We start from the raw sequence: 18226 nt of genomic DNA on the forward strand, positions 1-18226 counted from the left end.
TTACGTTAGAGACTCTAACTCTCGCGATTGGCGATAGCAAGGAGGGCGGGAGACTTAGGCTGGACGGCGAGGATCACGTCGCGAGGAGGGCTGTACGCCATGGTCGTGAAGGACGCCGAACTGCCGTACCTGCGCCGCTGTGTGGAGCTGGCGGCCGAGGCGCTGGAGGCCGGTGACGAGCCGTTCGGGTCCGTGCTGGTGGGCGGGGACGGTGCGGTGCTGGCCGAGGACCACAACCGGGTGGCCTCCGGCGACCGGACCCGTCACCCGGAGTTCGAGCTCGCGCGCTGGTCGGCCGCGCACCTCACCCCGGAGGAGCGGGCCGCGGCCACGGTGTACACGTCGGGCGAGCACTGCCCGATGTGCGCCGCCGCCCACGCGTGGGTGGGCCTGGGGCGCATCGTGTACGTCGCCTCTTCGGAGCAACTGGGCACATGGCTGGCGGAACTGGGCGTCCCGGCGCCGCCGGTGCGGACGCTCGCGGTGCACGAGGTCGCGCCCGGCGTCGCCGTGGAGGGCCCGGTGCCGCAACTCACCGACGACATCCACGCGTTGCACCGGCGCTTCCACGAGGGTCGCGTCTGAACCGGTGACGCGGGTGCGTGCCGGGCGTCAGCCCTGGGCGCCCGGCCGGAAGCGCCGGTGGAGGGCGGTTCCGCCGAGCACGAGTGCCGCGCCGCCGGCGAGGAAGGGCAGGGCCTGGTCCGCCCCCGTGCGGGCGAGGGACGCCTGCTCCCGCGGCGGGGCGGCGTGCGGGGACGGCTCGGGCTCGGCGCGCTCCTCCTCGGGGGCGGAGGGCTGGGGCTCCGCCGGGGGCCGTACGTGCTCCGGGGGGCGGTGGTCACCGGAGTCGTTCGTCGACTCGTTGCCGACAGCCGGGTTGCCGATGCCGACCACGTTGACGCTGTTGCCGCTGACGTTCACCGGGAGGTGCACCGGCAACCGCACGCCGTTGCCCGAGAGCACACCCGGCGAATCCTTTCCGCTCCCCTCGGCGACCGCGCCGCCGGACCCGGCCCGCGACGCGTCCGCGTGCGGCGTCCCCGCGTGCGGCGTCCCACGCTCCCCGGTGTTGGCGCAGCTGTTGCCCGCGGCCGGGTTGAGGAGCCCCGCCACGTTCACGGTGTTGCCGCACACGTTCACCGGCACGTCCACCGGGAGCTGGACGGTGTTGCCGGAGATCAGCCCGGGCGAGCCGACCGAGGAGCCGCCGGCCGAGGAGCCGTCGGACGCGAAGGCCGCGTACGCCGGCATCGTCACGGCCAGCGCGCCTGACGCGGCGACGGCGAGCACACCGTTTCGGGTAACCCTTCTCATGAGGTTCCCTGCCTTCCAGACTTGGTCGCGGGCGTTCGCCCGCACCGGTTAAAACGCGGGCGCACCATCCGAGTTATGGCTTATCCGTCTTTCACCCCATCGAGTGGGCGGTTCATCGAACAAGCCGCACGGCGTCGGGTGCGCCGTCGTCCGCAGGCGCCGGGTGCGCAGCCCCCTTATGGTGAGCGAGGGCGCCGACCACCGGTCCGCTACGGGGCGCCCGGGAGGCATCGATGCAGGCCACGCTGGAGACTCGGTCCTCGGTCCGGCGCTGCGCGGTCACCGGAGCGCTCGGGCTGGCCCTGCTGGGGGCCGGACTGCCCGCCGCGAACGCCGCGAACGCGCGCGCCGCCGGCCCCGGTCTGTCCCGGTTCTACGACCAGAAGGTCAAGTGGTCCGCGTGCGAGGGCATGGAGATGCCCAAGGACCTGCAGTGCGGCAAGGTCACCGTCCCCCTCGACTACGCGCGGCCGGAGGGCAGGACCCTCGACCTGGCCCTGGCCCGGTACCGGGCGACCGGCGACTCGCGGGGCTCGGTCCTGCTGAACTTCGGCGGCCCGGGAGGCTCCGGCGTCAACGAACTCGCGGCGGGTGGCAAGGAGTTCATGCACCTCACCAACGGCTACGACGTGGTGAGCTTCGATCCCCGCGGCGTCGGCCGGTCCTCGCCGGTCTCCTGCGGGCCGGCCACCCTGAAGATCATGGAGGCGACGGACGGAAACGAGGAGGCGGGCGCCCCGGAGGACGTGCTGAAGCGGCTGCGGGACGCGGCGGCCGAATGCGCCGAGTACTCCGGCCCGGTACTGCCCCACATAGGGACGGTCGACGCCGCACGCGACATGGACGTGATGCGCCGGGCGCTCGGTGACGACCGGCTCAACTACCTGGGCTTCTCCTACGGGACCCGGCTGGGCGCGGTGTACGCCGCCCAGTTCCCCGGCAAGGTCGGCCGGATGGTGCTGGACGGCGTGGACACACTGACGGAACCGCTCGCCGAGCAGGGCCTGGCCGGCGCACGGGGGCAGCAGACCGCGCTGGAGAACTTCCTCGACTGGTGCGTGGAGGACGTCGCCTGCCCGTTCGGCCAGGACCCCCGGGACGCCCGCGACCAGGTCGTACGGCTCGTGGCCTCGCTGGACTCCGACCCGGTGGCGTCGGCCTTCGGGGAGCCCTTCTCCGGGCAGGACCTGGTCGGTGCCGTCGGTCAGGCGCTGTACAGCCGGGAGCTGTGGCCGTCGCTGGAGCGGGCGCTCGCGCAGTTGATCGAGGGCGGGGACACCGGCGGCCTGGAGAGCTTCTCGTCCGGCGGTGTCACCTTCCCGGTCCGCGAGCCGGAGCGGGCGCCGGGGCGCGGGGACGAGGACGCCGGTCTCACCGACGAGGAGGACGTCCCCATGGACAACCTTCCGGCCGCCCTGATGGCGATCAACTGCGCGGACGACCCCGACCGCCCCACCGCCGCCCGGGTCACCGGGTCCCTGGACCGGCTGCGCGCACGGTACGAGGAGGCGTCGCCGGTCTTCGGCCGGTACCGGCTCACCCAGGTGCTCATGTGCTACGGCCGCCCCAGGGGCACCGACTACATCCGGGACGACGTGAAGGACCTCGACACCGCGAAGATGCTCCTCGTCGGCACCCGCGGCGACCCGGCGACGCCGTACCGCTGGACCACCGAGACGGCGGATCGGCTCGGCTCCCCGGCGGTCGTCCTGGACAACCGGGGCGAGGGGCACACCGGCTACGCGTCCTCCGGGTGCGTGCACCGCAAGGTCGACGACTTCCTGCTGTACGGCTCCCTGCCGCCCGACGGCAGCTCCTGCGGTCCCGAGTCCGGCGGGGACGGATCCGGCTGAGCGGCGACCCGCTCCGCGTGCCCGATATGTCCATTGGTCCTATCGTGCTGTCATGGAGCACGATCTGAGTCCCGCCACCCTCGCCGAACTGCGGCGCCCCCGCCCCTATCCGGCCGTGTCCGTGCTGACGCCGACGCACCGCCGGGAACCGGACAACGCCCAGGACCGCGTCCGGCTGCGCAACGCGGTCGCCGCGGCCAAGAAACAACTGGAGGAGGATCCGGCGGTCGGCCGGGAGGAGCGGGCGGCGGTCTCCGGCGAGCTGGACCGGGCCCTCGCCGAGGTCGACCTGACGTATGCCGAGGACGGTCTGGCGATCTTCGCCGCTCCCGGTGAGCACCAGGTCTGGACCCTCGCCCGTTCCGTGCCCGAGCGCGTGGTCCTCTCGGACACCTTCCTGACCCGCAACCTCGTCGCGGCTCAGGCCGCCGAACGGCCGTTCTGGGTCCTGTCGGTCGCCGCCGACCGCGTCACGCTCTGGAACGGCGGCGCGGGCCGGGTCGTCGAGGAGCACCTCGGCGGCTTCCCGCTCGACCGGCCCGCCGAGGACTTCGACCCCGAGCGCCAGGAGCGGATCGGCGACGCGCCGAGCACGTTCCGGGACGAGGGCACGCGCAGGTTCCTGCGCGACGCCGACGCCGCGATGGGCAAGGTCCTGCGCCGGCATCCCCGACCGCTGTACGTCACCGGCCCCGAGCCCGCGCTGTCGCTGTTCGACGAGGCGGGCGCCCTCACCGGGGACGCGGTGCTCGTACCGCACGGCGGGCTGGCGCACGGCACCGCTGAGGCCGTCTGGCAGGCAGTGCGGCCGGTGCTGGAGGACGAGGCGCGCGGATCCGTCGAGGCGGTGGCCAGGGAGTTGGACGCGGCCCGCGGGCGCAAGGACTTCGCGGCCGGGGTCGACGAGCTGTGGGAGAGCGCGCACACGGGCCGCGTCCGGCTGCTGGCCGTGGAGGAGAACTTCAGGGTCACGATGCGCGACGACGGTGAGCACCTGCTCCCGGCGGCCGACGGCGACCTCGACGCCCGGGAGGACATCGTGGACGAGATCGTCGAGCAGTGCCTGGAGACCGGCGCCGACGTGCGCTTCGTGCCCGACGGCTCGCTCGGGGACGTGGAGGGCATCGCCGGGGTGCTGCGCTACTGACGCCTGCCGCCCCACCCGGGAGCCGCTCTCCCCCTTGACGAGATCGACAGGCGTGAAAGCCTGTTCGCCGTACACGGACCCGCTGTTCGCGGGTGCGCGGCGGACGCGAAGGAGCGGGCGGAGCGTGAGCGGACTTCTGGGTGTGGCGGTCATGGGTGCGGGCCACATGGGCGCCGACCACATACGACGCCTCGACCGGGTGGTGAGCGGCGCCAGGGTCGCCGCGGTGGCGGACCCCGACGCCGAGCGGGCGAAGGAGGCCGTCGGCGGGATCGACGGGGCGACCGTGCACACGGACGTCGAGGCCGCGCTGGACGCGCCGGGCGTCGAGGCCGTCCTGATCGCCTCACCCGGCGAGGCGCACGAGGAGGCGCTGCTGGCCGCCTTCGCCCGGGGGCTGCCGGTCCTGTGCGAGAAGCCGATGGCGCCGGACTCCGCGGGTGCGCTGCGCGTGGTGGAGGCGGAGGCCCGGCTGGGCAGGCGGCTGGCACAGATCGGGTTCATGCGGCGTTACGACGCCGAGTACCGGCAGCTGAAGTCCCTCCTGGACGGCGGGCGGCTCGGCCGGCCGCTGATGCTGCACTGCGTGCACCGCAACGTCTCCTCCCCGCCCCACTTCACCTCGGCGATGCTGGTGACCAGCTCCGTCTCGCACGAGATCGACGCGGCCCGCTGGCTGCTCGGGCAGGAGCTGTCCGCGGTGACCGTACTGCGGCCGCGGCCGTCGGCGAGCGCGCCGCGGGGTCTGCTCGACCCGCAGCTCGTGCTCTTCGAGACCGAGGGCGGCGCCGTGGTGGACGTGGAGATCTTCGTCAACTGCGGCTTCGGCTACGAGGTGCGCTGCGAGGCCGTCTGCGAGGCGGGCAGCGCCCGGATCGGGGAGACGCGCGGCATGCTGGTGACGGGGGCCGGGAGCGCCCGGCAGGAGGTGCCGCAGGACTACCTCGTACGGTTCTCGGACGCCTACGACCGCGAGGTGCGGGCCTGGGTGGACGCCACCCGCCGGGGCCGCGTCACCGGTCCGGACGCCTGGGACGGATACGCCGCCGCCACGGTCGCCGAGGCGGGGGCGCGGGCACTGGAGACGGGCGTGCGCACGCCCGTCGAACTGGCGCCCCGGCCGCCCCTGCGCGACCCGGCATAGAACACGAGTCCGGCGAACACCGGGGCGACGATGCCCCCGCGCCCCATCCTCCTCCAAGTCCCGTAGGTCTTCTACGACTTGCCCTCGGCCTCGGGTACGCCGAACACGTACCGAAGCCCCTCCGGGAAGACTGTGGCATATGCCGGAAGCACCACCGTATCGTGTGTTGCCGAATCACTTACGGGGCGTCGCGGGCTGTGCAACAGTCGTAACGGTCCCTCCACAGGCCCCGGTTCCGTCTTGGTCGTACCGTCAGCACATCGGAGTGCGTCATGTCGTCCCCTCTCTCCGCGGACCATCCGGCCGCCCCGCCACCGGGGCGCGGCTCGGTCGAGGCCCTCATATCGCAGGCCCGGCGGCTGCGGGGCGACGTGGACGCGGTACGCCGGGACAGCCAGGACGACGTGACGGACCCCCGCGGACGCTGGCAGCGCGCCCTCTACGACCTGGCGCTCCACCAGCTCACGGATCTCGACGCGCACCTGGCGCAGTTACGGGACGGCCCGGCGTCCGCGCCGCGCCCGGGTTCACTGCTCAGCCGGGTCGGCAGCGCGGAGTGGAACCTGCTGACGGACGAGGCCGAGTGGTCCCCCGAGCTCTTCGGCATCCTGGGCCGCGACCCCGCGTCCGTCCCGCTCAGCCTCGACGAACTCCCGTCCCTGGTCGTCACCGAGGACCGGCCGAAGCTGACCGCGATGGTCACGGACTGCCTGGTGGACGCCCGGCCCATCGACGGCGAGTTCCGTGTCGTGCGGCCCGACGGCGGCGTACGCACCGTGCACATGATGGGCGAGCCCGTGCTCGACGCCGACGGCAGTACCGCCTCGATGTGGGCCGTGCTGCGCGACGTCGGCGAACTGCGCCGCAGCCAGCGGGTGGTGAGCGAGACCCGGGACTCGCTGCGGCACCATCCGGCGCCGCCCTGGCGCGGTCTCCTCCGCTTCCCCGACGAGGGCCGGCCGGGCCTGGACCTGGCCGCCGGATACCTTCCCTCGACGGCCACGCCGGTCCACGGCGCCCGTTGCGGCGGCTGGTACGACGCGTGCCCGCTCACCGGGGACGAGACCCTGCTCAGCGTCGGCGACCTCGACGGGCCGGACCCCGGCGGCGGTCACGGCCCGGCGGTGCTGATCGGCGCCCTGCGCGGCCTGGCGCTGGCGGGCACCCGGCCCGCGCACCTGCGGGACCGGCTCGCCGCACTGCTCGGGTCCACCGCCCTGCCGCCGGTGCGCGGCGCCGCGTACTGCGGCTACCGGCCGCGCACCCGCACGCTGACGTGGGCGCACGCCTCGGGCCCCGTCCCGCTGCTGTTCCGCGGCGGAACGGGGCGTGGGCTGTCCTGGCCGTCGGATCCGTCCGGGCAGGCCGAGGCGACCCTTGAAGCCGATGACCTGCTGCTCCTGCACACCGCGGCACGCGAACCGGCGGCCGTCGAGCACCTCCTCTCGCTGGCCCCCCGCCTGTGCGGGGCGGGTTCGGCACAGGACTGCGTCCGGATGGTGACGCGGGAACTCGGTGGGCTCCCGGATCGGGCGGACGCCTGTGTACTGGTGGCCCGGGTGACGCCCTAGGCCGGCGCGACGTTGCCGCCCGGTCCCTTCCCCCTGGCTGACCTGGGCCTGGGCAGCGCCAGTTCGATCTCCTCGCGCAGTTCCTGGATCCTCGGGTAACCGGCGTACTCGGCGGTGAGCCGGTACATCTGGCGCAGCCGGTCCCAAGTGCGCTGGGAGGAGTTGGACCCCATCGACACCAGGGCCAGGCGGGCGTACCGGTCCGCCTGTTCGGGGTCGTCGGCGATGAAGCAGGCGGAGGCCATCGACAGGTAGTCGAAGATCTTCGACCGCTGCCGCCCGTCGATCCTGAGGGCGAGCGCCTTGTCCGCGTAGTGCTGGGCGTGCGCGGCGGCCCCCGGCTCGAACTCGGCGAGCGTCCGGTAGGCGAGGGCCTGCATGCCGTACAGGTCCTCCTCCTTGAACGTCTGCATCCAGTCCGGGGACGGCACCTCCGCCTTGTCCGAGACGAAGAGGTCCTCGGCCCGCCCGAGGGTGCGGCGCATCGCCTGGCCCTTCCCCATGGACGCCTGTGCCCAGGCCTCGATGGTGTAGAGCATGGCCTTGGTGCGCGGCAGTACCTGCTCGCCGGAGCCGGACTGGGCGAGCTTCATGAGGTCGAGGGCCTCGTCGGGCTTGCCCAGGTGCACCATCTGGCGGGCCGCCCGGGAGAGCGCCTCGCCCGCCCGGGGCCGGTCGCCGCCCTCGCGTGCGGCGTGCGCGGCGATGACGAAGTACTTCTGGGCCGTGGGTTCCAGGCCGACGTCGTGGGACATCCAGCCGGCGAGGACGGCGAGGTTGGCGGCGACGCCCCACAGGCGCCGCTGGAGATGGGGTGGATGGTGGTAGGCGAGCATGCCGCCCACCTCGTTGAGCTGGCCCACTACGGCCTTGCGCTGGAGCCCGCCGCCACGGGCGGCGTCCCAGGCGCGGAACACCTCGACCGAGCGCTCCAGTTCCTCCACCTCCTGCGACCCGATGGGGGCGGCCTCGTAGCGGTCGAACCCGGCGGGGTCGGCGTGCAGGGGTTGGTGGAGGTCGGGGGCGTCGGCCGCCAGGGCCGGGTCGGTGTGCAGCCAGTCGTGCATGGCGCTGCTGAGTGCGGAGCCCGCGGCGAGCGCGGCGCCCGCGCCCACCAAGCCGCGTCGGTTGAGCATGAGGTCCATTCCCGTGAATTCGGTGAGGACCGCCGCAGTCCGCTCGGGCGCCCACGGCACGCCGTCGGGATGCTCTTCGCTCCCGCCGTGCTGCCGTTTCCCCGCACGCCCGTGCCGGACCAGACCGAGGTCCTCGATGGTCACGACACGGCCGAGACGCTCGGTGAACAGAGCCGCCAGCACCCGCGGCACCGGATCGCGCGGGATCTCTCCCATGTCGATCCACCTGCGCACCCGCGAGGTGTCGGTCGCCAGCTGGGGGTGGCCCATGGCCGCCGCCTGCCGGTTGACCAGCCTCGCGAGTTCGCCCTTGGACCAGCCGGCCAGGCCGAACAGGTCCGACAGACGGGTGTTGGGTTCTCCGCTCACGTCAAGCCCCCAGGTTCTCGGCTGAGTTGACAGTAGCCCCGTGCGGGTTGCCGGGCGACTATTCGCCACCGTTCGCCAGGGTGCGCCAGATGGTGTGCCAGGGGCGGCCGGGTGTCAGGTAGGAATGCGCCACCCCGACCCGGTTGCCGCGGGGGTACTCCCCAGGGTGGCCCCGGCGACCGGTCGGGCGGCGCGACGGCTTTCGGAAGGCGTGCCGCCTCCGGTACGGAAGGAAACGGACCGGAGCGGCACCGCTCTTCAGGCAGGCACAGCAGGCACACGAAGGGATCTGTCTCGCCCATGTACGCAGCATCGTCCTCCGTGTCCGCCCCGCAGCGCTCGCTGCACCCCCGCCCGGCGGCGGGCGGTGGCCCCTACCTCGCCCCCGCCCGCCCGGCGGCCCCGGTGCTCGGAGCGGGCAGGGCGCGGCTCGGCGCGGGGCCCGGCACACAGCCGCTCAGCGGGAGAATCGACCTGTCCGGCCCCCAGGGGGCCCAACTGCGCACGGCGATCGCCGCCGTGCACCGCATCTGCCCCGAGTTCTCCCCCGTGCAGGTGCTGCGCCGCAGCGGGCGGTCCGTGCTCCTGGTCGGTACGACCGGGCGCAGCACCGCGGTCGCCAAGTGCTTAGTGGACCACTCCCCCGCGTGGGCGGAGCGCAGTCGGCACGAGATAGGGGCATACCGCTCGTTCGTCCGGCAGCGCCCTCCGGTGCGGGTGCCGAGACTGATCGCGGCGGACCCGGACAACGGCACGCTGGTGATCGAGCGGATGCCCGGGCGGGTGGCCGCGCTGCAGCGGCACCCCGTGGAGGCCCCGCCCCGGGCGGACATCAGGGCGGCGCTCGGCGCGGTCTGCCGGTTGAACGCCTGGCGGCCGCCGGCCGGCGCCTTCGACGCCCCGCTGGACTACGCGGCCCGGATCTCCCGGTACCACGAACTCGGACTGCTCACCGACCGGGATCTGGGCGACCTGCAGAAGCTGCTGCACGGCATCGCGCACGCGGGCGGACGCCAGGGTATGGGCCAGTTCTGCCACGGGGACGCGCTGCTGTCCAACGTGCTCATGTCCCCGGCCGGTCCGGTGCTGGTGGACTGGGAGCACGCCGGCTGGTATCTCCCGGGTTACGACCTGGCGACGCTGTGGGCCGTCCTCGGCGACGCACCGGTGGCCCGCCGGCAGATCAGCCAGATCGCCCAGTCGACGGGCACCGCGGCGCGCGACGCGTTCCTGGTGAACCTGATGCTCGTCCTGACCAGGGAGATCCGTACCTACGAGACGGCCGTGCAGCGTTCGATGCACGACACGGTCGCGGCCCCCTCGGCGCCCGCCCATCCGGGTGCCACGCCGACCGGTGAGGAGCAGCGGCTGCTGCTGCGCCGGCTGCACGACGACTGCCACATGGCCCGCCGGGCCGTGCGGGCGGCGGTCGGCACGCGCTGACGGGAAGGACCACGTGCCGCGGTGTGCCCCTCGGGGGCGCACCGCGGTTTTCGTGTTCCCCGCGGACCGGGTCCGTACGGCGGCCATTGGTGTAAGCCACTGACGCCGCGCAGGCCCGTGGGCCGCCGCCGCGAAACTCGCCGAAGCCCCTGCTGACATGGGAAATCGCCGCCGTGACGGCATGATTGACGGATCATCGGACCGCCGGGTACCACTGACCCACGCCCGGCCCCGCACCACACGTCACGTCCCGCCACGCCCCGTCACGCCCGATCGTCACAGGAGGCCGTTTTGCGAGGATCCCCCGTCGTGCCCGCCCTGGCCACCGCGGCCCTGCTGCTGCCGCTGCTCGGCGCGGCACCGTCCGCCGCCGCGCCCCCGGACGCGCCGCCCGCCCCGGACCGCCTCCAGCGGGCGTTCGCCACCGCGGCGGCCGAGTACCACGTGCCGCAGAGCGTTCTGCTCGGCGTCTCCTACCTGCAGTCCCGCTGGGACGCGCACGGCGGCGTGCCGAGCGTCACCGGGGGCTACGGACCGCTGCACCTCACCGACGCGCGCACGGCACTGGCCGGGGCGTCGCACCACGGCCAGGGCTCCGAGGACCCGCGCGGCGACGACGCCCGCGCCCCGCTGCACCCGGCGGCCGGCGCCGCCGCGCCGGCCGGCGCTCTGCCGGCCCGGCTGACCACGCTGCCGAGGGCGGCCGAGCTGACCGGGCTGAGCGGCGAGGCGCTGCGCACGGACCCGGCCGCGAACGTGTCCGGCGGGGCCGCGCTGCTCGCCGCCGCCCAGCGGGAGCTGGGCGAACCGCTCAGCGCGGACCCGGCGGACTGGTACGGGGCGGTGGCCCGTTTCTCGGGCGCGGAGGACTCCGCGACGGCCGCGGCGTACGCGAACGACGTGTACGAGGTCATCCGCACGGGCGAGCGGCGCACCACGGACGCCGGCCAGCGGGTCGCCCTGGCCGCCCGCCCCGACGTGGCGCCCGACGTCGCGCAGCTGGGCGGCGCCGGCCTGCGTGCCGCGTCCGCCGCCGGAACCGAGTGCCCGAAGTCGGTGTCGTGCGAGTGGATCCCCGCGCCGTACGAGGAGTTCGGCGACGGCGACTACGGCAACCACGACCTGGGGAACCGGCCGGCCTCCCAGCGCATCCGGTACATCGTCGTGCACGACACGGAGGGCACCTGGAACGGGGTCCTCAACATGGTGCAGGACCCCACCTATGTGTCCTGGAACTACACGTTGCGCTCCACCGACGGGCACATCGCCCAGCATGTGAAGGCGAAGGACGTCGCCTGGCACGCGGGCAACTGGTACGTCAACGCGAACTCGGTCGGCCTGGAGCACGAGGGCTTCCTGGCGGAGCCGGACGCCTGGTACACGGAGGCGATGTACCGGTCGTCGGCGCGGCTGGTGAAGTACCTGGCGAAGAAGTACGACATCCCGCTGGACCGGCAGCACGTCCTCGGCCACGACAACGTCCCCGGCACCACCGCGGCGACGATCCCGGGCATGCACACGGACCCGGGCCCGTACTGGGACTGGCGGCACTACTTCCAGCTGCTCGGCCGCCCGTTCCAGCCGACCGCGGGGAAGAAGTCCTCCCTGGTGACGATCCGCCCCGACTACGACGCCAACCGTCCCGGGTACACCGGCTGCGAGACGGCGGGCGAGCCCTGCGCGGCGCACGGTTCCAGCGAGGTGCGGCTGTACTCCGACCACGACGTGGACGCGCCGCTGATCAAGGACGTCGGTCTCGGCACCACCCCCACGACCGGCGTGAACGACCTGTCCTCCCGGGTCTCCACGGGCCAGCAGTACGCGGTGGCCGACCGGTGGGGCGACTGGACGGCCATCTGGTACCTGGGTCAGAAGGCGTGGTTCCCCAACCCGCGGAAGAGCCCGGCGGCGGTGCCCGCGTCGGGACGCGTGATCACCCCGAGGAAGGGCCTCGCGAGCGTCCCGGTGTACGGGCGGGCGTACCCGGAGAAGGCCGCCTACCCGGCGGACGTGCCCGCCCAGGCGGTGTCGCCGCTGCCGTACACGCTGCCCGCGGGGCAGAAGTACGTGGTCGGTGAGAAGGTGCCCGGCGAGTACTACTACGCGGTCACCTTCGACGAGGCGTCGCACCGGGTGGTGACCGGCCAGGACCAGTACTACGAGATCCAGTACGGCCACCGGGTGGCGTACGTGCGCGCGGCCGACGTGACGGTGTCGGCCGCGCGGTAGGGCCGCTCCGGGAGCCGGGCCTCAGCCCTGCTGGAACAGCTCCGCCGGGAGCGGCTTCAGCAGGGCGTACAGGTCGTCGGTGATGGGGCGGTCCCAGGCGGCGATGGTCACCAGGACGCCGTCGCTGCGGTCGAACTGCACGCAGGAGATCCGGCTCTCGGAGAGCTTGAGGCGGCGCACGATGAGCAGGTTGTCGCCCTGCATCACGGGGACGTCCTCGGCGCCGACGACGGTGATCTCCTCGTCGTTCTCCAGGGCGAGCAGCAGTTGGGCCACCTCGAAGGGGATCTCTCCCTCGGGGACCTCGCGGGCCGGGGAGCCGTCCGGGAGGTTGCCGATGATCATCGCGGGGCCGCGGCCGCCGAACAGGTCGTAGCGCAGGAAGACGCCCTGGCAGCTGCCGTCGGGCGCGGGCAGCAGGCCGGCGCCGAGGTTCCCGGGCCAGTCGCCCGGGTCCATGGCCAGTACGTCGAAGTCTGGCCCGGCGGGCGTGGCGCTGCGGCGGCGGAGGAACGACATGCCGCCATGGTACGTGGCCGAGCACCGCGAACGGCGTGCGGGAGGACGCCCGGCCGGGCTACCCGGTGCGCCCGTGCCGCTCCTGGTGGCGGGCGACCCGGGCGCGGTTGCCGCAGGAGGGCTTGCACCATTCCTGGCGCGGGTGCTCCTTGAGGAAGTAGCGCACGCAGCGCGGTGCGTGGCAGGCCCGCAGCCGCTGCCGGTCGGGTCCCGCGAGGAAGCCGATCACGGCCCGTGCGAGGGCGGCGGCGAGGTCGGCCCGGCCGTCCTCGGCGGGGGCGGCGCGCACGACCGGCTCGGCGGTGTCGGACCAGGCCAGCACGGGGACGGTGGGGGTGCGGGCGGCCGCCTCGTTCAGGCGCCGCAGTGCCTCGGGGACGGGCAGCAGCCGGGCGGCGTCGGCGGGGCTCGGCTCGCCGGGGCGCACGGCGTGGGCGAAGAGGGCGCGGGCGGCGGCCCGTACGTCGCGTACGGCGGTCAGGGTGGGCGCGTCGGCGGTGAAGCCCTCGCCGCCCGGCACGATGCCGGGGTGGTCCGTGATCCAGGCGGTGAGCCCGGCGGGGTCGGCCAGGTCGTCGGTGACCGAGCCGTGGCCGTCGTGCCGGACGGTCAGCGCGAGGTCGAGCGCGATCCGGGTGTCCCTGCCGGGCGAGTCCTGCATGGGCCGATCATAGGCACGCCGGGGCGGGCCGGGTGTCACTCCTGCGGCGGAGCCGGTGGGACCACCGCGACCGGGGACGCCGCGTGCAGCAGGACGGCGTGGGTGACCGAGCCCATCATGCGGGCGGGGGCCAGCAGGCGCCGGCGGTGGCGGCCGACGACGACCAGGTCGGCGTCCCGGGAGGAGGCGACCAGGATTCCGGCGGCGTCGCCGGGTGCGACGTACGGTTCGGCCCGGACCTCGGGGTGGCGCTCCCGGTGGGGGGCGAGGAAGCCGTCGGCGAGGACCCTGGTCTCGCTCTCGAGGGAGACCTCGTCGATCACCGGGGGCACGATCTGCCCGGCGGCGGCCCAGGTCTGCACGGGCCACGGGTAGGCGGCGACCACCTGGAGGCGGGCGCCGCGCAGCTCGGCCTCGGTGAAGGCGAAGGACAGCGTGGCGTCGTCGGGGCTGTCCACGTGGAGGCCGACCACCACCCGGGGGCCGGGCTCGTCCGGCGCCTCGCCGTGGACCTCGCGGCCGGGGCGGGGCACCACCACGACGGGGCACTCGGCGTCGCGGGCGGCGGCCATGCCGTTGGAGCCGAGCAGCAGGCCGGTGAAGCCGCCCCGGCCCCGGGAGCCGAGTACGAGCAACTGCGCGTCGGCGCCCAGTTCCGGCAGGAGGGCACCGGGGACGCCCTCCATGCCGACGTACTCCGTCGCGACGGCGTAGGCACGCCCCTGGAGGTGGTCGCGGGCCTGGTCGAGCGCCGGGTCCTCGGCGGTGTCCGGTGGACCCGCGACCAGGACGTCGGTCTGGGCCCAGGCGGCGTACTGGCGCACATGGACCACCCGCAGGGGTGCCTCGCGCCGGTGGGCGGCGTCGAACGCCCAGTCCAGGGCGCGCAGGCCGTCCTGCGAACCGTCGACCGCCGCGATGACCGGCAGGGTGCTCATGGGTCCTCACCTCCGGAGTACGGACTTCCCCCCGGCAGCGGACGAAACACCCCGGTTCGGCCGGTCGGCTCACCCCGCCCGCGTCCTACGTGAGGTCGAACTCCCCTTCTCGCGCTCCCGAGACGAACGCGCCCCATTCGTCGGGGGTGAAGATCAGTGAGGGGCTCTCCGGGCTGCCGCTGTTGCGCATGGCGATGAAGCCCTCGACAAAGGCGATCTGGACATCCCCCAGGCCCCGGCTGCTGGACTGCCATTGCGCGTTGCTGAGATCCAGTTGCGGCTTGTCCCAGCCCATGAGCGGGCGCTGGTGGGTGGTGCTCTCGGCCACGTCCGTGCTCCTCCCGGTGTCGTCGTCGGCGGCCAGCCTAGCGATCGGGTCGGACCGCGGACAGGCCGTCGAGGGGTGCCTTCGGAAGAGACGCGGAATCGGCGAAGCGGTCCCGCAGCTCCCTCTTGAGGATCTTGCCGCTGGCGTTGCGTGGCAGGGCGTCCACGAACCGGACCCGTTTGGGTGCCTTGAACGCGGTGAGCCGTTCACGGGCGTGGGCGATCAGTTCGTCCTCGGTGACGTCGCCGCGCGGGACGACGAAGGCCGTGACGGCCTCGATCCACCGGTCGTCGGGCAGGCCGACGACGGCCGCCTCGGCGACGGCGTCGTGCGTGTAGAGGGCGTCCTCGACCTGGCGGGAGGCGACCAGCACGCCGCCGGAGTTGATGACGTCCTTCACGCGGTCGACGATCGTGTAGTAGCCGTCGGCGTCGCGTACGGCGAGGTCGCCGGAGTGGAACCAGCCGTCGCGGAAGGCGGCCGCGGTCTCCTCGGGCTTGTCCCAGTAGCCCTCGCACAACTGGGGTGAGCGGTAGACGACTTCGCCGGGTGTGCCGTCGGGCGTGTCCTTGCCGTCCTCGTCGACCACGCGGGCGTCGACGAACAGGACGGGCCGGCCGCAGGAGTCCATGCGGCCCTCGTGCTCGTCGGGGCCGAGGACGGTGGCGAGGGGGCCGATCTCGCTCTGCCCGAAGCAGTTGTAGAAGGCCAGGTGCGGGAGGCGTGCGCGCAGCCGCTCCAGGACGGGCACCGGCATGATGGACGCGCCGTAGTAGGCCTTGCGCAGGCCGCCCAGGTCGCGGGTGGCGAAGTCGGCGCGGTTCGCGAGGCCGATCCACACGGTGGGCGGTGCGAACAGGCTGTCCGCGCGGCCCGTCTCGATCAGGTCGAAGAGCCGGTCGCCGTCGGGTGCGTCCAGGAGGACGTTGGTCGCGCCCACCGCGAGGTAGGGCAGCAGGAAGACGTGCGTCTGGGCCGAGTGGTAGAGCGGGAGCGCGTGGACGGGGCGGTCCCCCGCCGCGAGGTCCAGGGCGGTGATGGCGCTCAGGTACTCGTGCACGAGCGCCCGGTGGGTCATCATCGCGCCCTTGGGCAGCGCGGTGGTGCCGGAGGTGTAGAGGAGCTGCACCAGGTCCTCGGCGCCGGGCTCGGGGCCGTCGTACGCGGGCGCCGCGGCGAGGCGGGCGAGGAGCGAGTCGTCGGCGTCGCGCAGCGGCAGGGTGCGGGCCCCGGCGGGGAGCCGGGCGGCGAGGTCCGGATCGGTGAGGACCAGGGTGCTGCCGGACTGGCCGACGACGTAGGCGAGGTCGTCGCCGGTGAGGTTCTGGTTGACCGGGACGTGCACCAGGCCCGCGCGGGCGCAGGCGAGGAAGGCGATCAGGTAGGCGTCGGAGTTGTGGCCGTAGGCGCCGACGCGGTCGCCCCGGGACAGCCCCTCCCCCAGCAGGACGCTCGCCGCGCGGGAGACGGCGGTGTCGAGTTCCTGGTACGTCCAGGCGCGGTCGCGGTACTCGACCGCGACGCGTGCCGGGGTGCGTCGGGCGCTGCGCCGCAGCATGCCGTCGACGGTGCTGCCGGTGCTGCCGTGTCCGGGCGTCATGACATGATCCTCGGCCGGTCCCGGGGGCGGGTCAAGCGGTGTGCGCCGGTCCGTCGACTCCTTGTGCCCACTCCCGTACGCCCCATTGACACGACCCGTCACTGACAGGAAAGTTTCACTCCGCACGGCGATCAGGGAAAGATACTTTCAGCTTCGGTGGCGGGAGACTCTTCGATGGCCGGACAGGCGACGAGCGGTTTCACACGGCGACAACTGGGCGCGGGCGCCCTGGCCCTGGGCGGTGCCCTGGCTCTCGCGCCGTTCGCGGCCGGACCGGCCGAGGCCGCCTCCGGCGCGGGCCGCCGCCCCACCTTGCGGCACGGCTCCGCCGAGCGTGCCGGACTGCTCGCGGGTCATCTGCGGCAGCTCGTCACCGACGCCGAGGCGTTCCTCGGCCCCTCCCCCGAGCACCCGTGGTACGCGGGCGCCGTGCTGCTCGCCGGCCGGGGCGGCACGGTGGCGCTGCACGAGCCGATCGGCATGGCGGTGCGCTACCGGGCCTACGACGAGGCGACCGACACCGGTGTCGAGTTCCCGGCGGGCGAGCAGATCCCGATGGCCGGGGACACGGTGTTCGACCTCGCGTCGATCTCCAAGCTGTTCACCTCGATCCTGGCCGTGCAGCAGCTGGAGCGGGGCGCGCTGGAGCTGGAGGCGCCGGTCGCCAGGTACCTGCCGGACTTCGGCCGGGCGGGCAAGCAGGAGGTGACGGTACGTCAGCTGCTGACGCACACCTCGGGGTTCCGGGCATGGATCCCGCTGTACAGCGCGCCGACGTACGAGGAGAGGGTCCGACTCGTCTACGACGAGGCGCCGGTGAGCCCGCCCGGCACGGCGTACCTGTACTCGGACCTGAACATGATCTCGTTGCAGCTGGTGCTGGAGAAGGTCACCGGGCGCGCCCTGGACGTGCTGTTGCGCGACGAGGTCGCGCAACCGCTCGGACTCGGCCGCACCCGCTACAACCCGCCCGCCTCCTGGCGGCCGGGGATCGCGGCCACCGAGGACGCCCGGCAGCCCTGGTCCGGCCTGGACCGCGGTCTGGTGTGGGGCGAGGTGCACGACGAGAACGCCTTCAGCCTGGGCGGCGTCGCCGGTCACGCGGGGGTGTTCTCCTGCGCGTGGGACCTCGCGGTGCTCGGCCGTACGCTGCTCAACGGCGGCTCCTACGGGCGGGCGCGCATCCTGCGGCCGGAGTCGGTGGAGTTGATGTTCACCGACTTCAACACCGACTTCCCGGGCGACGAGCACGGCCTCGGCTTCGAGCTGTACCAGCACTGGTACATGGGTGCGATGGCCACGCCGCGCACGGCCGGGCACACCGGCTTCACAGGCACCTCGCTGGTGCTCGACCCGACGACCGACTCGTTCCTCGTGGTGCTCGGAAACTCGGTGCACCCGGTGCGGAGTTGGCGTTCCGGATCTGCTCCCCGGGTGGCGGCCGGCACCCACCTGGCGCGGGCGGTGCCGGTCCGCCCGGCGCACGGTCGCACCGCGTGGTTCTCGGGGACGGCGAGTTCCGCCACGGCCACCCTGACGCTGCCCGCGCTGGACACGTCGGCCGGGCGGGCGCGGCTGCGCGGTGCGCTGTGGTGGGACACCGAGCCGGGGTCGGACACCCTGGCCCTGGAGGCCTCGGACGACGGCGGTGCCGGATGGCGGCCCGTGCCGTTCACGACGACCCGGCACGGCGAGGCGCCCCTGGACCATCCGGCGGGCTCGGCCACCGGCTGGTCGGGGCGCGTCTGGCACCGGCTGAGCGCCGACCTCCCGGCCGCACGCGGGCTCGTCCTGCGCTGGCGGTACACGACCGACCGGCTGTACGTGGGCCGCGGTGCCTACGTCGACGGGCTGCGCGCGGAGGCGGGCGGCCACGTCCTCTTCCACGACGCGCGCCCGGCCGACGCCGCGCGCGTCGAGGCGGTGGGGTGGTCGACGTCGGCCGACTAGGGGGTGTCCTGTGCGGGGTCG

15 protein-coding genes are annotated in these 18226 nt (G+C 73.8%); 8 read left to right on the forward strand and 7 right to left on the reverse strand.

Features of this window, described 5'->3' with window-relative positions:
* The first annotated feature begins 99 nt into the window (after window positions 1-99).
* Window positions 100-585: a nucleoside deaminase gene (locus BJ961_RS21205; protein ID WP_271414373.1), complete on the forward strand. Its 486-nt coding sequence runs from the start codon at window positions 100-102 to the stop codon at window positions 583-585.
* Window positions 586-612: 27 nt separating this feature from the next.
* Here the strand turns inward: BJ961_RS21205 and BJ961_RS21210 are convergent, their stop codons facing one another.
* On the reverse strand, window positions 613-1317 hold the full coding sequence (locus BJ961_RS21210; RefSeq protein ID WP_271414374.1) for a chaplin: 705 nt from the start codon (window positions 1315-1317) through the stop codon (window positions 613-615).
* A gap of 233 nt (window positions 1318-1550) precedes the next feature.
* On the opposite strand from BJ961_RS21210, the gene BJ961_RS21215 reads away from it, so the two are divergent.
* From BJ961_RS21215 to BJ961_RS21230, 4 genes are all read left to right on the forward strand, one after another.
* Window positions 1551-3170: an alpha/beta hydrolase gene (locus BJ961_RS21215; RefSeq protein WP_271414375.1), complete on the forward strand. Its 1620-nt coding sequence runs from the start codon at window positions 1551-1553 to the stop codon at window positions 3168-3170.
* A 52-nt stretch (window positions 3171-3222) separates the two neighbouring features.
* The gene (locus BJ961_RS21220) at window positions 3223-4317 is read left to right on the forward strand and encodes a baeRF3 domain-containing protein (protein ID WP_271414376.1); all 1095 of its coding nucleotides are present in this window, start codon (window positions 3223-3225) and stop codon (window positions 4315-4317) included.
* 124 nt (window positions 4318-4441) lie between these two features.
* Complete coding sequence (locus tag BJ961_RS21225; RefSeq protein ID WP_271414377.1) at window positions 4442-5461, forward strand: Gfo/Idh/MocA family protein; 1020 nt, start codon at window positions 4442-4444, stop codon at window positions 5459-5461.
* Between the two features lie 272 nt (window positions 5462-5733).
* Entirely contained in the window at window positions 5734-7032 is a 1299-nt protein-coding gene (locus BJ961_RS21230) for a PAS domain-containing protein (RefSeq protein WP_271414378.1), read from the forward strand.
* Here BJ961_RS21230 and BJ961_RS21235 read toward each other — a convergent pair.
* Window positions 7029-8537, reverse strand: a complete 1509-nt coding sequence (locus tag BJ961_RS21235; RefSeq protein ID WP_271414379.1) for a DNA-binding protein NsdB — start codon at window positions 8535-8537, stop codon at window positions 7029-7031. The genes BJ961_RS21230 and BJ961_RS21235 overlap by 4 nt on opposite strands.
* A 300-nt stretch (window positions 8538-8837) precedes the next feature.
* On the opposite strand from BJ961_RS21235, the gene BJ961_RS21240 reads away from it, so the two are divergent.
* Together BJ961_RS21240 and BJ961_RS21245 are read left to right on the forward strand one after the other, a co-directional pair.
* The gene (locus BJ961_RS21240) at window positions 8838-9980 is read left to right on the forward strand and encodes an aminoglycoside phosphotransferase family protein (RefSeq protein WP_271414380.1); all 1143 of its coding nucleotides are present in this window, start codon (window positions 8838-8840) and stop codon (window positions 9978-9980) included.
* A 309-nt stretch (window positions 9981-10289) separates the two neighbouring features.
* Window positions 10290-12209, forward strand: a complete 1920-nt coding sequence (locus BJ961_RS21245; protein ID WP_271414381.1) for an N-acetylmuramoyl-L-alanine amidase — start codon at window positions 10290-10292, stop codon at window positions 12207-12209.
* Window positions 12210-12230: 21 nt separating this feature from the next.
* Here the strand turns inward: BJ961_RS21245 and BJ961_RS21250 are convergent, their stop codons facing one another.
* The 5 genes from BJ961_RS21250 to BJ961_RS21270 all read right to left on the reverse strand — a co-directional run bounded on the left by BJ961_RS21250 (window position 12231) and on the right by BJ961_RS21270 (window position 16255).
* Window positions 12231-12728 carry a hypothetical protein gene (locus BJ961_RS21250; RefSeq protein ID WP_003971896.1) on the reverse strand — a complete coding sequence of 166 codons (498 nt, stop codon included), beginning with the start codon at window positions 12726-12728 and terminating at the stop codon, window positions 12231-12233.
* Window positions 12729-12786: 58 nt separating this feature from the next.
* Complete coding sequence (locus BJ961_RS21255; protein WP_271414382.1) at window positions 12787-13389, reverse strand: CGNR zinc finger domain-containing protein; 603 nt, start codon at window positions 13387-13389, stop codon at window positions 12787-12789.
* Window positions 13390-13424: 35 nt separating this feature from the next.
* Window positions 13425-14327: a universal stress protein gene (locus BJ961_RS21260; RefSeq protein WP_271414383.1), complete on the reverse strand. Its 903-nt coding sequence runs from the start codon at window positions 14325-14327 to the stop codon at window positions 13425-13427.
* Between the two features lie 85 nt (window positions 14328-14412).
* A complete protein-coding gene (locus tag BJ961_RS21265) occupies window positions 14413-14655 on the reverse strand; it encodes a DUF397 domain-containing protein (RefSeq protein WP_271414384.1) in 243 nt (80 codons plus the stop codon).
* 37 nt (window positions 14656-14692) lie between these two features.
* Window positions 14693-16255, reverse strand: coding sequence for an acyl-CoA synthetase (locus tag BJ961_RS21270; protein WP_271414385.1), 1563 nt, complete (start codon window positions 16253-16255; stop codon window positions 14693-14695).
* A gap of 174 nt (window positions 16256-16429) precedes the next feature.
* On the opposite strand from BJ961_RS21270, the gene BJ961_RS21275 reads away from it, so the two are divergent.
* Window positions 16430-18205, forward strand: coding sequence for a serine hydrolase (locus tag BJ961_RS21275; protein ID WP_271414386.1), 1776 nt, complete (start codon window positions 16430-16432; stop codon window positions 18203-18205).
* Window positions 18206-18226 lie beyond the last annotated feature (21 nt).

The sequence above is a fragment of the Streptomyces lienomycini genome (assembly GCF_027947595.1).
GTDB classification, from domain to species: domain Bacteria; phylum Actinomycetota; class Actinomycetes; order Streptomycetales; family Streptomycetaceae; genus Streptomyces; species Streptomyces lienomycini.

Coding starts and splice junctions, on each gene's coding strand:
- BJ961_RS21270 (WP_271414385.1), bottom strand. CDS start 16,255: ATGACGCCCGGACACGGCAGCACCGGCAGCACCGTCGACGGCATGCTG.
- BJ961_RS21205 (WP_271414373.1), top strand. CDS start 100: ATGGTCGTGAAGGACGCCGAACTGCCGTACCTGCGCCGCTGTGTGGAG.
- BJ961_RS21230 (WP_271414378.1), top strand. CDS start 5,734: ATGTCGTCCCCTCTCTCCGCGGACCATCCGGCCGCCCCGCCACCGGGG.
- BJ961_RS21260 (WP_271414383.1), bottom strand. CDS start 14,327: ATGAGCACCCTGCCGGTCATCGCGGCGGTCGACGGTTCGCAGGACGGC.
- BJ961_RS21220 (WP_271414376.1), top strand. CDS start 3,223: ATGGAGCACGATCTGAGTCCCGCCACCCTCGCCGAACTGCGGCGCCCC.
- BJ961_RS21210 (WP_271414374.1), bottom strand. CDS start 1,317: ATGAGAAGGGTTACCCGAAACGGTGTGCTCGCCGTCGCCGCGTCAGGC.
- BJ961_RS21215 (WP_271414375.1), top strand. CDS start 1,551: ATGCAGGCCACGCTGGAGACTCGGTCCTCGGTCCGGCGCTGCGCGGTC.
- BJ961_RS21255 (WP_271414382.1), bottom strand. CDS start 13,389: ATGCAGGACTCGCCCGGCAGGGACACCCGGATCGCGCTCGACCTCGCG.
- BJ961_RS21250 (WP_003971896.1), bottom strand. CDS start 12,728: ATGTCGTTCCTCCGCCGCCGCAGCGCCACGCCCGCCGGGCCAGACTTC.
- BJ961_RS21240 (WP_271414380.1), top strand. CDS start 8,838: ATGTACGCAGCATCGTCCTCCGTGTCCGCCCCGCAGCGCTCGCTGCAC.
- BJ961_RS21275 (WP_271414386.1), top strand. CDS start 16,430: ATGGCCGGACAGGCGACGAGCGGTTTCACACGGCGACAACTGGGCGCG.